The organism is Nocardia jejuensis NBRC 103114, assembly GCF_001613145.1.
Taxonomy (GTDB): Bacteria; Actinomycetota; Actinomycetes; order Mycobacteriales; family Mycobacteriaceae; genus Nocardia; species Nocardia jejuensis.
The window spans coordinates 36,483-51,820 of the sequence record NZ_BDBU01000046.1 but is presented as its reverse complement, the minus strand read 5'-3'; the positions used below and the strand labels follow the sequence as shown (position 1 = coordinate 51,820).

At 68.9% G+C, this 15,338-nt stretch carries 14 protein-coding genes; 11 read left to right on the top strand and 3 right to left on the bottom strand.

Annotated elements, in window-relative coordinates; all coding sequences use genetic code 11:
• Nucleotides 1-113 precede the first annotated feature (113 nt).
• Together NJ1_RS30975 and NJ1_RS30970 are read right to left on the bottom strand one after the other, a co-directional pair.
• Nucleotides 114-932 carry a cyclase family protein gene (locus tag NJ1_RS30975; RefSeq protein WP_067701389.1) on the bottom strand — a complete coding sequence of 273 codons (819 nt, stop codon included), beginning with the start codon at nucleotides 930-932 and terminating at the stop codon, nucleotides 114-116.
• On the bottom strand, nucleotides 929-2,116 hold the full coding sequence (locus NJ1_RS30970) for a CaiB/BaiF CoA transferase family protein (protein ID WP_067701386.1): 1,188 nt from the start codon (nucleotides 2,114-2,116) through the stop codon (nucleotides 929-931). Before NJ1_RS30970 ends, NJ1_RS30975 begins: the two co-directional genes overlap by 4 nt.
• A gap of 145 nt (nucleotides 2,117-2,261) precedes the next feature.
• Here NJ1_RS30970 and NJ1_RS30965 point away from each other — a divergent pair, with 145 nt between their 5' ends.
• The 11 genes from NJ1_RS30965 to NJ1_RS30915 all read left to right on the top strand — a co-directional run bounded on the left by NJ1_RS30965 (nucleotide 2,262) and on the right by NJ1_RS30915 (nucleotide 14,673).
• Nucleotides 2,262-3,725 carry a dihydroorotase gene (locus tag NJ1_RS30965; protein WP_067701384.1) on the top strand — a complete coding sequence of 488 codons (1,464 nt, stop codon included), beginning with the start codon at nucleotides 2,262-2,264 and terminating at the stop codon, nucleotides 3,723-3,725.
• 150 nt (nucleotides 3,726-3,875) lie between these two features.
• Entirely contained in the window at nucleotides 3,876-4,478 is a 603-nt protein-coding gene (locus NJ1_RS30960; RefSeq protein ID WP_067701381.1) for a lipocalin family protein, read from the top strand.
• A 119-nt stretch (nucleotides 4,479-4,597) separates the two neighbouring features.
• Nucleotides 4,598-6,646 carry an MMPL family transporter gene (locus NJ1_RS30955; RefSeq protein ID WP_084479045.1) on the top strand — a complete coding sequence of 683 codons (2,049 nt, stop codon included), beginning with the start codon at nucleotides 4,598-4,600 and terminating at the stop codon, nucleotides 6,644-6,646.
• 225 nt (nucleotides 6,647-6,871) lie between these two features.
• Nucleotides 6,872-7,771: an acyl-CoA desaturase gene (locus tag NJ1_RS30950; protein WP_245717663.1), complete on the top strand. Its 900-nt coding sequence runs from the start codon at nucleotides 6,872-6,874 to the stop codon at nucleotides 7,769-7,771.
• 11 nt (nucleotides 7,772-7,782) lie between these two features.
• The gene (locus NJ1_RS30945; protein WP_067701375.1) at nucleotides 7,783-8,040 is read left to right on the top strand and encodes an acyl carrier protein; all 258 of its coding nucleotides are present in this window, start codon (nucleotides 7,783-7,785) and stop codon (nucleotides 8,038-8,040) included.
• Nucleotides 8,041-8,042: 2 nt separating this feature from the next.
• Nucleotides 8,043-8,936, top strand: coding sequence for an SAM-dependent methyltransferase (locus NJ1_RS30940; protein WP_067701372.1), 894 nt, complete (start codon nucleotides 8,043-8,045; stop codon nucleotides 8,934-8,936).
• A gap of 5 nt (nucleotides 8,937-8,941) precedes the next feature.
• Entirely contained in the window at nucleotides 8,942-10,222 is a 1,281-nt protein-coding gene (locus tag NJ1_RS30935) for a cytochrome P450 (protein ID WP_084479041.1), read from the top strand.
• Nucleotides 10,219-12,024 carry a fatty acyl-AMP ligase gene (locus NJ1_RS30930; RefSeq protein ID WP_245717662.1) on the top strand — a complete coding sequence of 602 codons (1,806 nt, stop codon included), beginning with the start codon at nucleotides 10,219-10,221 and terminating at the stop codon, nucleotides 12,022-12,024. The genes NJ1_RS30935 and NJ1_RS30930 overlap by 4 nt, the downstream gene beginning before the upstream one ends.
• A complete protein-coding gene (locus tag NJ1_RS30925) occupies nucleotides 12,021-12,464 on the top strand; it encodes a PaaI family thioesterase (RefSeq protein WP_067701369.1) in 444 nt (147 codons plus the stop codon). Before NJ1_RS30930 ends, NJ1_RS30925 begins: the two co-directional genes overlap by 4 nt.
• Before the next feature lie 28 nt (nucleotides 12,465-12,492).
• A complete protein-coding gene (locus tag NJ1_RS30920) occupies nucleotides 12,493-13,707 on the top strand; it encodes a cytochrome P450 (protein WP_067701366.1) in 1,215 nt (404 codons plus the stop codon).
• 18 nt (nucleotides 13,708-13,725) lie between these two features.
• A complete protein-coding gene (locus tag NJ1_RS30915) occupies nucleotides 13,726-14,673 on the top strand; it encodes an alpha/beta fold hydrolase (protein ID WP_084479040.1) in 948 nt (315 codons plus the stop codon).
• Here the strand turns inward: NJ1_RS30915 and def are convergent.
• Nucleotides 14,600-15,235, bottom strand: coding sequence for a peptide deformylase (gene def, locus NJ1_RS30910; protein WP_067701363.1), 636 nt, complete (start codon nucleotides 15,233-15,235; stop codon nucleotides 14,600-14,602). The two genes, NJ1_RS30915 and def, sit on opposite strands and share 74 nt — an antisense overlap.
• Nucleotides 15,236-15,338 lie beyond the last annotated feature (103 nt).

Sequence of the window (15,338 nt, the reverse complement as noted above, 5' to 3'; positions counted from 1 at the left end):
GCCCAGCACGTCGAGCAGGCGGCGGGCCGCGTCCTCGCGCAGCGGCGCACCGACACCACGATCGCGTGCCCCGGCCGCGAATTCGGCCAGCCGGTGCACGATGGTGGCGGCGGTCATCGGGTCACCGCCGCGAGCGGGCGCACGGGCGAGCCGGTGCCACCGACGATGCGCAGGGGAGCGAGCAGGAAGACGAATTCGCTGATGCCCGCCGCGGCGAGGTCCTCCAGGTCCAGGTGCTCCATGATGTAGATGCCCGACTCGACCAGCAGCACCCGGTGCACCGGCAGGACCGAGTGGCCGGCGCCGGGAGCCAGGCGCTCGTATGCGGTGGTGTCCGCGCCGGTCGCGGTGATGTCCTGCGCGGCAAGCCATCTCGCGCCCGCCACGCCGATTCCCGGCACTCCCGACTCGGCGCCCAGGTATGCGGGGCCGTCGTCGAACAGCCGGGCCCAGCCGGTGCGCACCAGGACCACATCCCCGGTCTCCGGCCTCACCCCGGCCTGCGTCGCCGCGCGCTCGAGATCGTCGGCGCCGATCTCGTATCCCCCGGGGAGCGTGTCGGTGTCGTGCAGGCGTGCGATGTCCAGCAGGACTCCGCGCCGCAGCAGTCCCGGAAGATGTTCCGCGCCATGGGCCGAGAACGCGCCACCGCGCTGGGCGTCCATCGCGTCTACGCCGCCGTGCAGTTTGCCGTCCTGACTGACATGGCTCAGGGCGTCGATATGGGTTCCGACATGGCCGCCGGTCACGATGATCTCGTTCGCGGCCGACCCGCCGTCGGGGCGCACCAGATCGCCGTGCCGACGCGCCAGGGTCATCCGGAAGCCCGGATGATTGGGCGAGCACGGCATTCCGGTACGGAACGGGCGGCCGAGCTCGACGAGGCGCACTCCGCCACGAACCAATTCCACCAGGGGATCTCGGGCCGTCATCGGATCACCCCCGCGGCGCGCAGCTGGGTCAGAGCGTCGGCGTCGATGCCGTACGCGCCCAGCACCTCGGCGGTGTGCGCTCCCAGCGGTGGGCCGGTCCAGCGAATGCGGCCGGGTGTCTCCGAGAGACGGAACATCACGTTCTGCATGCGGACCGGTCCGAGTTCCTCGTCGTGGAGTTCGGCGATGGTGCCCAGCGCCCGGTAGTGCGGGTCGGCGAGCACCTCGGCGGCGGTGTAGACCGGCGCGATGGCGGCCTCGGCGGCGTCGAAGGCGCGAATCACCTCCTCGGCCTTGCGCTCGGCGATCCACCCGCCCACGGCCGCGTCGAGTTCGTCGGCGTGCCTTGCCCTTTCGGTTCCGGAACCGAACCACGGCTCCCGGGTCAGATCGGGGCGGCCGACCAGCCGCAGGACCCGTTCGGCGATGGACTGGGCGCTGGTGGACACCGCCACCCAGCGGTCGTCGGCGGTGCGATAGATATTGCGCGGCGCATTGTTGGTGGAGCGGTTCCCGGTGCGCGGTTGCAGTTCCCCGAGCTGGTCGTACGCGATGAGTTGCGGGCCGAGCAGGGTGAGGATCGGTTCGATGATGGCCATGTCGATCTGCTGACCGTGGCCGTCGCGGTCGCGGGCGCGCAGGGCGGTCATGATGGCGAAAGCCGTTGCCAGCGCCGCGATTCCGTCGGCCAGGCCGAACGGCGGCAGTGTGGGCGGCCCGTCCGGCTCACCGGTGAGGGCCGCGAATCCGCTCATGGCCTCGGCGAGGGTACCGAATCCGGGACGTCGCGCGTACGGGCCGATCTGACCGAATCCGGTGACCCGCGCCAATACCAGCCGGGGATTGATCGCGCGCAGTTCCTCGTAGCCCAGGCCCCAGCGCTCCAGGGTGCCGGGCCGGAAGTTCTCGATCACCACATCGGCGTCGGCCACCAGCCGCCGGAAGATCCGCTGGCCCTCCGGTGCGCCCAGATACAGGGTGACCGACTGTTTTCCGCGACCCAGCAGCTTCCACCACAGCCCGACACCGTCGCGCTGCGCGCCGTGGCCGCGCACCGGATCACCCCGCGGATGCTCGATCTTGACCACGTCCGCGCCGAAATCGGCCAGCATGGTCCCGGCCAGCGGGCCCGCGAACAGTGTCGCCGCATCCAGTACCCGGATGCCGGAGAGTGGGCCGTCCATTGCACGCTCCTTACCGCACTCACCCGCAGGGTTTCCCTGTACGAAACACAAGCGTTGCGTTGTGACGTTGACTGTCAGCGCATCCTACTGCGAAGATCGCTGAATTGGTAAAGCTGTTTCGCACAAGGAAACTGGAGCGTGGGCCGTGACCGCGACCGAACTGCTGATCCGCAACGCCCGCGTGGTGCGCCCGGGCGATCCGGGCACCGACCATCCCGAGCCGGTCGATGTCGCCGTCGCCGGGGGCCTGGTAACCGAGGTGGGTGCCGACCTGAGCACGCACGGCGTGGATCGGGTCGTCGACGCGCAGGGCCTGCTCGCCTTTCCCGGGGTGATCGACGCGCATCAGCACTGGGGGATCTATCGAGATCTGGCCGCGGACACCGGCACCGAGAGCCGGGCGTGCGCGCAGGGTGGGGTGACCACCTCGCTGAGCTATCTGCGCACCGGGCGCTACTACCTCGATCGCGGTGGTGCGTACCGCGATTTCGTACCCGTGGCGCTGGACGCGATGGCCGGGCGATCGTTCGTCGATCACGCGCTGCACCTGGCGCCGATGACAGCCGAGCACATCGCCGAGATACCTTCCCTGGTCCGGGATTTCGGGATCACCTCGTTCAAGATCTTCATGTTCTACGGCGGCCACGGACTGCACGGCCGCTCGCAGGATCAGGCCGATTTCCTCATGATCGGGCCGGAGGATCGCTACGATCTCGCGCATTTCGAATTCGTCATGCGCGCGGTACAGCGGGCCCGGGAAACTCTCGGTGAACGGATCTCACTGTCGCTGCACTGCGAGACCGCCGAGATCATGGCCGCCTACACCGCCCTGGTGGAACGCGACGGCACCCTCACCGGACTGCGCGCCTACAGTGCCTCGCGGCCCGCGCACTCGGAGGGCCTGGCCATCACCATGGCCTCGTACCTGGCGCACGAGACCGGTCTGGCCAATATCAACCTGCTGCACCTGTCCTCCGCGAAGGCGGTCGAGGCGGCTCTCACCATGGCCACGGCCTTCCCGCGCGTGGATTTCCGGCGCGAGGCGACCATCGGGCATCTGCTCGCCGATGTCGACACCGCGCACGGCAACGGCGGCAAGGTGAATCCGCCGCTGCGCGAGCGCGCGGACGTGGAGGCACTGTGGCGGCATCTGCTGGCCGGCGAGATCGACTGGGTGGTCAGCGACCACGCCTGCTGCCGGGACGAACAGAAATTCGGGGCCGATCGCGACGACGTGTTCAGCGCGAAATCGGGCTTCGGCGGTGCGGAGTACCTGCTGCCCGGCTTGGTCGGCGAGGGGATGAAACGGGGTCTGGCGCTCTCGCGCATCGCGGAGCTGACCGCGTGGAATCCGGCGCGGCGCTACGGGCTCGCGAGAAAGGGAACGATCGCACCGGGGTACGACGCCGACCTGGTGCTGATCGATCCCGATGCCAGGTGGACCGTGCACGCCGCGGACTCCGAGTCCGCGCAGGAGTACACCCCGTTCGAGGGCTTCGAGATCGGGGCGCGCGTCACCGACGTGTTCCTGCGGGGGCACCACATCTGCCGTGACGGCCGGGTGCAGGGTGATCCGCGCGGTGGCTATCTGCGCCGCGATCCGGCCTGATCGGGATGTGTGAGCTCATCGTCGGCGGGTAGTCGCCGCGAAGGTTGCTCGTCGGCGCGCGAACAAGTGGTGGGACTGACCAGTCCGCACGCGGTCGCATATCGAAGGCGAGGTAGCAGACGTTCGTGGATCGACTCAGGAGGAACGACGATGAGCATTCGGATACGGGCCGCCGTGACGGTGGCCGCTGCCGCCACCGCGGTTCTGGCCTCGACGACACTCGGCGCGCCGATCGCGGCGGCCGCACCCCCGGCTCCCATTCCCGCCCTGGATCTGGAGCGCTACGCCGGAACCTGGCAGCAACTCGCCGCCATCCCGCAGTACTTCAATCTGATCTGTGCCCGCGACACTCGCGCGGAGTACTCGAAGGACGCACAGGGCGATATCGCCGTGCACAACACCTGCCTCACCTGGACCGGTGCGCTCAACGAGATTCGCGGCACCGCGACGGTCAACGACCCCAGCACCAACGCACAGCTGCACGTCAGCTTTCCGGGAGTCCCGACCCAGGAGTCCCGCTACGGCGCGACCAACTACATCGTGACCGCCCTGGGGCCGGACTACTCGTGGGCCCTGGTCACCGATCCCGACCGGCTCTCGGGTTTCGTGCTCTCGCGCACACCCTCGCTCGACGCCGCGCAGTGGCAGGATGTGCGCGAGGCCATCGCCGCCGCCGGTGAGAACTCGTGCGTGTACCTGACGACGCCGGCCACCGGTGGACTCGACGCCATCGCGCCGCTGTGCACGATCTGAGCATCGGACCGGCCATACTGCGAATCGATCATGTATCTGAATAGGGTTGCGGCGTGAATGTGTGGGATCGATACGCGGCACTGGTCACCGGACGCAAGTCCTGGGCCTTCCTGCTCGCGATGGTGGCGCTCGCCGCCCTCGCCATGGTGGGCATCGGCGAGAACGATTCGGGCAGCAAATCGCCCGACTCGCTTCCCTCCAGTGCCGAGTCCGCGGCGGTCAAGGACGCCCTGAAGCAATTCCCGGACGGCACAACCAGTTCCGCGGTCCTGGTGGTCACCCGGACCGACGACGGCGAGCTGACCGCCTCGGACCTGGACGCGGGCCGCGAGGCGCTGACGCGGATGGGCGGATCGCCCGGGCAAGCTCTGGTGATCTCCCCGGATCGTCGCGCCGGGTTGGGTCAGGTCACGCTGTCCTCGGACCTGAGCGGCTTCGATCTCACCGATCGGGTGAAGCAGTTGCGCACCGCGGCCTCCGCGGGCGCACCCGCCGACCTGCGGTTGCAGCTGACCGGCGGTCCGGCCTTCGGCGCGGACGTCGCGAATTCCTTCTCCGGGGCGAACGTGCTGTTGCTCGTGGTCACCGCGGTGGTGGTGATGGTGCTGCTGATCGCCACCTACCGCTCGCCGGTGCTGTGGCTGCTGCCGCTGTCGGTGGTCGGCATCGCCGACCGGGTCGCGGCCTCGGTGGGCACCGGGCTGTCGCAGTGGACCGGACTGGCTTTCGACGGATCGACCTCCGGGATCACCAGCGTGCTGGTGTTCGGCGCGGGCACCAACTATGCGCTGCTGCTCATTTCGCGCTACCGGGACGAGTTGCACCACACCGACGACGCCAGGGCAGCTCTGCGAATCGCCGTGCGACGGGCCGGGCCCGCCATCCTGGCCAGCAATGTGACCGTGGTACTGGCGCTCTCGACCCTGCTGCTGGCACTGCTGCCCAATACCCGCAGCCTCGGTGCGTTCGCGGCCGCCGGACTCGTGGTGGCCGTGGTGTTCGTCCTGCTGGCGCTGCCACCCGCGCTGGCGCTGTGCGGGCGAAAGGTGTTCTGGCCCTTCATTCCCCGCAACGGAGATCGCGGCGCGACGCCGACCGGACTCTGGTATGGCATCGCGCGGCGGGTGGTGCGGCGTCCAGCGGTGGTCAGCGTGGCCACCCTGACGCTGCTGATCCTGTGTGCCAGTGCGCTGTTCGGCACCCATATCGGGCTCTCGCAATCGGAGCAGTTCCGCGTCCGCGCCGAATCGGTGGACGGGCTGAAGACCCTCGGCGCGCACTTCTCCTCCGGATCCTCCGATCCGGCGGTGGTGCTGGCCGCCGCGGGCAACGATGCCCGGGTGCAGCAGATCCTGGACGGCACCGAGGGCGTGACCCGGGCGACTCGCTCGGGCAGTTCCGACACCGGACTGACCCGATGGTCGGTCGTGCTGGACGCCTCGCCCGAGTCCGAGCGGGCGTTCGCGATCGTGGCGTCGCTGCGTGAGCGACTCGCCACCGCACCGGAGGCGCACGCCCGGGTCGGCGGGTCCGATGCCCAGGCCCTGGACACCCGCGACGCGGCACGGCGCGATCAGATCCTGCTGATCCCACTGATTCTCGCGATGGTGACCGCGGTGCTGCTGATCCTGCTGCGCGCGGTGCCCGCCACCATCATCCTCGTCGGGGTGAGCGCATTGAGCGCGCTGGCCGCGCTCGGACTCGGAAGTCTGCTCGGCAGCCACGTGTTCGGCTTCCCCGCACTCGATACCAATGTGCCGCTCTTCGCATTCCTGTTCCTGGTGGCGCTCGGGGTGGACTACACGATCTTCCTGGTCAGCCGAGCGAAGGAGGAGACCCCCGAGCACGGCACCACCGAGGGGATGGTGCGCGCTGTCGCCTCGACCGGCGCGGTGATCACCAGCGCGGGCATCGTGCTGGCGGCAGTGTTCTGTGTGCTGGGTGTGCTGCCGCTGATCACCCTGACCCAGTTGGGCATCGTGGTCGGCACCGGCATTCTGCTGGACACCTTCGTGGTGCGCACGATCGTCATTCCCGCGCTGTTCGCGGTGATCGGGCCCCGAATCTGGTGGCCCAACCCGCTTTTCCGCGTCGACCCGAGCGTGCGGCCCAGCCTCGAAACGAGCGACCCTCGCCGGCCCGAACGGAGCGTGCGGCCCCGAGGATAAGCATTTCCGATCCCGCGATCGAGGGCGGCGCGAGCGGATCGAAGGCGGTTTCGGCCGCTGTTAGTGTCACGGGACCTGAGCTCGGATCTCGTACTCATGAATGTGTGGCACTGTGAGATGACCGAAGAAACGATACCGCCCGCGTCTCGAATTGCGGAGCCGGAGAACGAATCCGGAGAAGCCGGTCCGCGGCGCAAGACGATCAGCAGCCCGTACATTCATCGATTGCAGCGGCGCCATTTCCTGCTTTTCGACATCATGCCGATCATCGGCACGGCAGCCGCCTTCGCCTTTCTGGTGGTGCGGCCCTTCGGGTTCCTGGAATTCGGGCTGCTTTTCGCGATGTGGCTGCTCACCGGACTCGGTGTGACCGTCGGATATCACCGGCTCTTCACTCACCGCACCTTCAAGGCGGCGCCGTGGGTGGAGGGACTGCTCGCGATCCTCGGCTCGATGGCCGGGCAGGGCCCGGTGGTGTCCTGGGTCGCGTTGCACCGGCGGCATCACGAGTACAGCGATCGCGAGGGAGATCCGCACTCGCCCAACCTGTCCGGCGATGGACTGCGGGGCGCGCTGCGCGGTCTGGCGCACTCGCACTTCCTGTGGATGCGCAGGCACGAATACCCGAACGTGGTGCACTACGCGCCCGATCTGATCAAGAACCGCGCCCTGGTGCGCATCGCCCGGCTGTACTACTACTGGGTGGCGCTGGGCCTGGCACTGCCGGCCGCACTCGGCGGGCTGATCTCGCTGAGCTGGACCGGTGCGATCAGCGGACTGCTGTGGGGCGGATTCGTGCGCATGTTCGTGCTCGAACACATCGTGTGGGCGATCAATTCGTTCCTGCACATGTTCGGCACCCGACCGTACGAATCCCGCGAGAACAGCCATAACGGCGGCGTATTCGCCCTGGTATCGCTGGGCGAATCGTGGCACAACAATCACCACGCCTTTCCCGAGTCGCCGTCCTTCGGACTGAACTGGTATCGCCTGGATCCCGGATTCTGGCTCATCAAGACCTTCGCGGTATTCGGACTCGCCTGGGACTTGAAAGTGCCCAGCGAGGCGCGCATGGCCGCGAAACGCATTTCGGCTACCTCCGACTCCACTCCCCGCGCAGCGTAAGGACATTCGATATGGACACCAGTAGAGAAGCGATCGTGCTGTGGTGCCAGGAGTATCTCGGGAACCTGCTCGAGATGCCTGCGAACGCGGTGGATCCGTCGGCGGACTTCGACCGGCTCGGCGTCGATTCGGCGCTGGCCGTCGCGCTGCTGATCGACGTGGAGGACCGGTACGGCATCGAGCTGTCGCCGGAGGATCTGTTCGAGAACCCGAACATCGACGCGGTCGCCACCTATCTGCACGAGCAGAGCCGGCGGAGCGTGGCCTGATCATGGGCACCGCGCACGCCGGCGATCGGGCCGCCACCGCCGCGGCGGCGATCCGGCATCACTACGACATCGGCAACGAGTTCTACCGGCTGTGGCTCGATCCGTCACTGAGCTACTCGTGCGCACTGCGCGAGAACGACTCCGACACACTGGAAATCGCGCAGGAGAACAAGCTTCGCCATCACCTCGACGCGATCGGGGCGGCCGACGCGGACGCGGTGCTCGACATCGGCTGCGGCTGGGGCGCGATCCTGCGGCGGCTCTCGCAGCAACACGGTGTGTCCCGGGCGGTGGGCCTCACGCTCAGCGACGAGCAGGCGGAATTCGTTCTCGCACAAGAGCTGCCGGGTGTCGAGGTGCGCATCCAGAACTGGCTGCACTACGAGCCGCGGGAGCGCTTCGACGGGATCATCTCCATCGGCGCGTTCGAACACTTCGCCCGCCCCGAGGACTCTCCGGCGGAGAAGATCCGCGTGTACCGCGAGTTCTTCACCCGCTGCCGGGACTGGCTGCGCGAGGGCGGCGTGCTGTCGCTGCAGACCATCGCGTACGCGAACATGTCTCGCGAACAGGCGAGTTCGTTCATGCAGCAGGACATCTTCCCCGACGCGGATCTGCCGACGCTCGCGGAGATCACCGCCGCCGCGGAGGGCATCTTCGAGGTGCGGTCGATCATCAGCGGCCGCCTCGACTACGCCTGGACCTGCGAGGAGTGGGCCCGCCGGCTGCGCACCCATCGCGCCGAGGCCACCGACCTGGTGGGCGAGGAAGCCGTCGCACGGTACCTGCGCTACCTCAAGCTGTCGGCGCTCGGATTCCGGATGGGCAAGCTCAGCCTGTACCGGCTGGTCCTGCGCGCGTACCCCGACGGATACTTCGGCGAGCGGCGCGGGTGAGCCGGATGACGGTGAGCGAGAACGCTCTCGGCGCCGGGACCGCTGTCGCCTCCGGAAGCTCTGTGACGTCCACCCCGGCGCGGATCCGGTTCAACCCGTTCAGCGCGGACTTCCGGCGGGATCCCTATCCGCTGTACCGGCAGCTGCGCGAGACCGCGCCGGTGCATCGGACGCTGGGCATGTGGGTGCTCACCCGGCATGCCGACGCGCGCGCGGTCCTGCAGGATCGCAGCTTCAGCGCCGGACTGATTCCCCAGCTGGTCAGCGAGCAGGCCGCGCGGCTGGGACACCGCGATGTGGCCCGCATCGAGCGCCTGGGCCGTAAGTCGTTGGTGTTCACCGACAATCCGGACCACGCACGACTGCGCGGACTGGTGAACCGGGTGTTCACCGCGCGCGCGGTCGCCGAGCTGCGCCCCCTGGTCTCCCGGGTCGCGGCGGACCTGATGGCGCGGGCCCGGAGTGCGGGCGGCATGGACGTGATCGCCGACTTCGCCGCGCCGCTGCCGATCAGCGTGCTGTGCGAGTGGATGGCGTTGCCCGAGCAACTGCGCGAGCGCGTCGGCCCGTGGACCCACGACATCCGGTTCCTGCTGGAACCCGGAATGATGAAGGCCGCGGACTTCGTGCGCGTCGTGGAAGTCGTCGAGGAATTCACGGACGCGCTCGAGGCTCTGCTGGCCGAACGCCGAGCCCATCCCGGGACCGACCTGATCAGCCGACTGCTGGCCGCGCGGACCGCGGGCGGTGACACCCTGACCGACGAGGAACTGATCTTCGTCTGCATCATGTGCTTCGTCGCCGGCAACGAGACCACGAAATCGCTTGTCGGCAACGGAGTGCTGGCGCTGCTGCGCCATCCCGAGCAGGCCGCGCTGCTGCGCCGCGACCCGGGCCTGGCCAAGGCCGTCGTCGGGGAGACGCTGCGCTACGACTGCCCGCTGCAACTGACCAAGCGCGTGGCCACGCGGGACGTGGCCATCGGCGGCGCGGTGATCCGGGACGGGGATCAGGTGCTGATCTGCCTGGGTGCGGCCAATCGCGATCCCGAGGTCTTCGACCGGCCCGACGAATTCGATCTCACCCGGGACACCGGCGCGCACCTCGCCTTCGGCCACGGCATGCACGGATGCCTGGGCGGGCTGCTCGCCGAACTGCAGGCCGAGATCGCCTTCGAGCACCTCGGGCATCTCGAACCGCGCGCCACCGAATTGCAGTGGCAGGACCACAGTTTCATCGTGCGCGGGTTGACAAGCCTTCCGGTCGTCGTCCGGGAGGCTCCGTGACCGAGACGACGACATCCGCACCGGACGGCCGTCGCATCGAGGTGAGGACCGACATGTCGCACCCGGCTCTGCTGCCCGAGATCCTGGCGCGCCGCGCCGGCGAGGATTCGGATCGGACCGCGTACATCTTCCTCGGTGAGGACGGTGCGGAGACCGACACGCTCACCTACGGCGAACTACACGCCCGCGCGCTCGCGGTCGCGCAGGAGCTCTCGAGGCGCTGTGCGCCGGGGGATCGCGCACTGCTGGTGTTCCCGCAGAGCCTGGACTTCATCGTGGCCTACTTCGGCTGCCTCTACGCGCGCGTGATCGCGGTGCCGGTGAATCCGCCCCGGCGCGGGCAGGTTCAGGAGGCGACCCGGTCCATCGTGCGCGACTGCCGCCCGGCGGTGGTGCTGACCCTGAACCCGGTGATCGAGCCGCTGCGAACGGTTCTCGAGCCGGTCTGCGGGCAGGTGCAGTGGATCGGCGTCGACGCGGTGCCCGCGGCCACGAGCGATGTCACGATCGAGCGGGCAGCGGCGGATTCGGTGGCGTTCCTGCAGTACACCTCGGGCTCGACCTCCGCGCCCAAGGGCGTGATGGTCTCGCACCGGAATCTTGTCGCCAATCAGGAGATGATCCGGCTCGGCTTCGGCCACGACCGCGACTCGACCGTGGTGGGCTGGGCGCCCTTCTTCCACGATCAAGGGCTGATCGGCAATGTGCTGCAACCGCTCTACGTCGGCGCGACCAGCGTGCTGATGTCACCGGTCACCTTCGTGCGCCGGCCACTGCTGTGGCTCACGGCGATCTCCCGCTACCGGGCGCACACCAGCGGCGGGCCGAACTTCGCGTTCGAATCGTGCATCGCCCGGGCCACCGCCGCCGCGCCGCCGCCCGACCTGGACCTGAGCAGTTGGCAGGTCGCGTTCGACGGTGCGGAACCGATCCGGTCGCAGACCCTGCGCCGATTCGCGGATGTGTTCGCGCCGTACGGATTCCGGGAGGCGGCGCTGTACCCCTGCTACGGTCTGGCCGAGGCGACGCTGCTGGTCTCGGGCAGCGCGAAGGGGCGAGGTCCGCGCAGCGTCGAGGCGCAGGCGCGGGCGCTGGGGGATCGGCGCTACGCCGCCGCGACCGGAACCGAGGCGCGCACGCTGGTCGGCTCGGGAGAGATCCTGCCCGGCGAGGACGTGCGAATCGTGGATCCGGAGACCGGACAGCCCTGCGCCCCGGATCAGGCGGGTGAGATCTGGGTCTCGGGTGAGCATGTCGCACAGGGCTATTGGGCGAATCCGGAGGCGACGGCCGAGGTGTTCCACGCGCGCCTCGCCGATCACCCCGGCCGGACGTATCTGCGCACCGGCGATCTCGGGATGATCCTGGACGGGGAGCTGTACGTTGTCGGGCGGCTCAAGGATCTGGTGATCATCCGCGGCCGCAATCACTACCCGCACGATATCGAACACACCACGCAGACAGCGCATCCCGCGCTGCGGGCCGGTGGCGTGGCCGCGTTCGCGGTGCCGGGAACCGACGGCGAGAAGCTGGTCGTCGTGCAGGAGATCAAGCGGGAGCACGCGCCGGTGAACGACGCCGACATCGCCGGGGCGATCCGTGCGGCGGTGCTGCGCGAGCACGGGCTGGCGATCGGCGCGCTGGTGCTGGTCGTGGCCGATCAGTTGCGCAAGACCAGCAGCGGCAAGATCATGCGATCCGCTGCCCGAAAGCGGTACCTGGAGAACGGGTTCGAACTCTGGGCAGCGGCCCGGCAATCGTTCGAACCCGCCGATTCGTCACCGAGGAGCGCGCAGCGATGACCACCTGGGAAGCCAAGAACCCCGACTTCGAGCAGGCCGTCACGGCCGCGGTCCTGAGCATGCCCGCCGCGCGCCATCTGGGATTCGGCTTCGGCCGATTGGCGCCGGGGGAGGCGGAGATCGTGCAGCCGCACCGTGTCGAACTCACCCAGCACGACGGATTCTTCCAGGGCGGCGTCCTGGGTTCGCTCGCGGACTTCGCGGCCGGCTCGGCCGCCGGGACGCTGCTGCAGCCCGGTTGGGTGAACATGACCATCGACTACACGGTCAAGATCCTCGCGCCCGCGAAGGGGCCCACGGTGGTGGCGCGCGGGCGGGTGATCAAGCCGGGCGCACTGATCACCATCGCCGCGGCGGAGGTCTTCTCGATCGACGACGAGGACGCCGAAACCCTGTGCGCGACAGCGTTGGTGACCATGCGCAACGTCAAATTGTTCTGAATCTTTTCGCTGACCCGGGGGAGCAGTCATGAGTATCGACACCGGAACGTTCGTCTTCGATCCGTTCACCGCCGCATTCGCCGCCGATCCGTATCCGCACTACGCGCGGATGCTCGCGGACGCGCCAGTGCACGAGCATCCGCTCGGATTCTGGGTGGTGTCGCGATACGACGACGTCTCCCGGTTGCAGCGATCGGCGCACTCGGTCGACGAGCGGCACCTCACCCGGCTGCCCGTCTTCAAGAGCGATACCGGCACGCTCGGCAAACAGAACCGCATGATGCGTGGACTCTCCATGCTCGATCAGGATCCACCCGATCACACGCGGTTGCGGCGGCTGGTCACCAAGGCGTTCACCCGGCGCGCCATCGAGGCGCTGCGGCCGCGCATCGAGGCGCACGTCGAGGCGGCGCTGGATCGGATCGCGGCGAACGGCGGCGCGGATCTCGTCGCCGATCTCGCTTTTCCGCTGCCGTTCGCGGTGATCTCCGACCTGCTGGGCATTCCGGTGCTCGAGCACACCCGGCTGCGCGAGCTCACCGCGACGCTGGTGCGCGCGCTCGAGCCGCTGGCCGACCCCGCGCTGCAGGCCCGGATCCGCGCCGCGGACGAGGAGCTGCGTGGGATGGTCGCCGACCTGATCCGCTGGAAGCGCGCCCATCCCGGGGACGATGTGCTGACCACGCTCATCTCCGCCGAGGAGGACGGTGACGTGCTGAGCGAGGACGAGTTGATCGCGCAGGTCATGCTGCTCTACATCGCCGGTCACGAAACGACGGTGAACCACCTCGGCGGCGGATTGCTCGCCCTGCTGCGCAATCCCGGCCAGGCCCGGAGACTGCGGCAGGAGCCCGCGCTGGCCGCCAACGCGGTGGAGGAACTGCTGCGCTACGACACCCCCGTGCACCTGATGCGCCGGATCACCATCGCGCCCTTCCTGGTCGGCGACGCCGAAATCCCCGGCGGCAGTTGGGTCATCCTGTGCCTGGCCGCCGCCGCGCGCGATCGGCGCTTCTGGGGCGCCGATGCCGACACCCTGCGCCTGGACCGGCCGAACGCCGCGCAGCACATCTCCTTCGGCGCGGGCATCCACCACTGCCTGGGCGCGGCCCTGGTCCGCATGCAGGGCCGAATCATGTTCCCGCGCTTCGTCGAACGCTTCCCGGACGCGCAGGTGGACCAGCTGCGCTGGAACGGGCGGGTCAACCTGCGCGGGCCCGCGGCCCTCTCGATCACCCTCTAGCCCGCATCAGGAGAACCCTTGCCGATCCTCACCATCGACGGCGTGCCGATCGCCTACACCGACACCGGAGCCCCGGCCGCTCGCCCGGACGCGCCCGCCATCGTGTTCGGTCACGGATTGTTGTTCGGCGGCTGGATGTTTCGCGAACAGATCGACATCCTGCGCACGCACTATCGATGCGTCACGATCGACTGGCGCGGACAGGGCGAGACCCCGCCCGCCGCGGGTGGATACGACATGGACACCCTCACCGGTGACGCGATCCGCCTGATCCGGGAACTGGGGCTCGCGCCCGCGCACTGGGTGGGCCTGTCCATGGGCGGGTTCGTCGGGCAGCGCATCGCCGCCCGCCACGGGCACCTGCTGCGATCGCTGACCCTGCTGGACACCAGCGCCGGGGCGGAGGAGCCGAACAAGATCGCCGAGTACAAGCGACTCGCCCTGGCGCTGCGGCTGTTCGGCCCGACGCCGATCCTGCCCCGGGTGCGGCCGCACCTGTTCGGACCGGCGTTCCTGGCCGACCCCGCGAACCGGGCCGTCCTGGACGAATGGGCCGAGCGGCTGCGCCGGTGCGACCGGGCCGCGGTGCGCAAAGCCGTGCTGGGGGTGGCCGATCGGACAGCGGTCGAGAGCGAGATCCCGTCCATCTCGATGCCCGTCCTGATCCTGGTCGGCGCGGACGACGTGGCCACTCCGCCGGCTCGCTCCCGGCAGCTCTCGACCTCGATCGACGGCGCGCAGTTGCACGTCATCGAGAACTGCGGGCACACCAGCACTCTCGAACAACCCACCACGATCACCGAACTGTTGCGGCGCTTCCTCGACACCGTCGACGGGGGTGAGCCGGGGACGGTCGCACGCCGAGGTCCGTCTCCGCTGAGCGGAGTCCGCGTCAGGAGGTGGATATGTCGAAACGCAGTGCGCGCGCGGCGTTCTCGGGAGTGGGCTGGTTCCAATGTTCGGTGAAGTTCTCGGCGGAGGTCAGCGACCGGGTGATCGCGCGGTCGAGGTAGAGCGTGCCGTCGAGATGATCGGTCTCGTGCTGCAGGATTCGCGCGGTCCAGCCGCTGACTTCCTCGTCGAAGGACTCGCCGTGCTCGTTCGCGCCGCGCACCCGCACGGTGGTGGGCCGGGCTACCACGGCCGCCCAGCCGGGGACGCTGAGGCACCCTTCGAAGAACGCCGAGCGCGCCTCGCCCACGGCGTGGTACTCGGGGTTGATCAGTACGCGGAAGGGGAGCGGGAACCGCTCGCGTGCGGCCCGCACCTCCGGCGGCACGTCGGCGCGATCCTCGACCACGGCGAGCCGCAGGGGAATGCCGATCTGCGGTGCGGCCAGGCCGACGCCGGGTGCGGCGTACATGGTGTCGCGCATGGCGGATATCAAGCGACTCAACTGTTCCGAGGTCAGCTGGCCGTCGTAACGGGCGGCGGGTACGCGCAGCACCGGGTCGCCCGCCGCCGCTATCGGGAGCGGATGCGGACCCGCGAGCAGCTGTTCGACCAGATCCGGCAGAAATGTCGTCATGGCACAAGCCTCGCATCGTCGAACGTCGATCCGTGCAGCGGCACAGTGGTTTCGAGTGCGGCAGCACAGTGGTTTCGAGCGCGGCGGTCATCGGCGAGGTGGC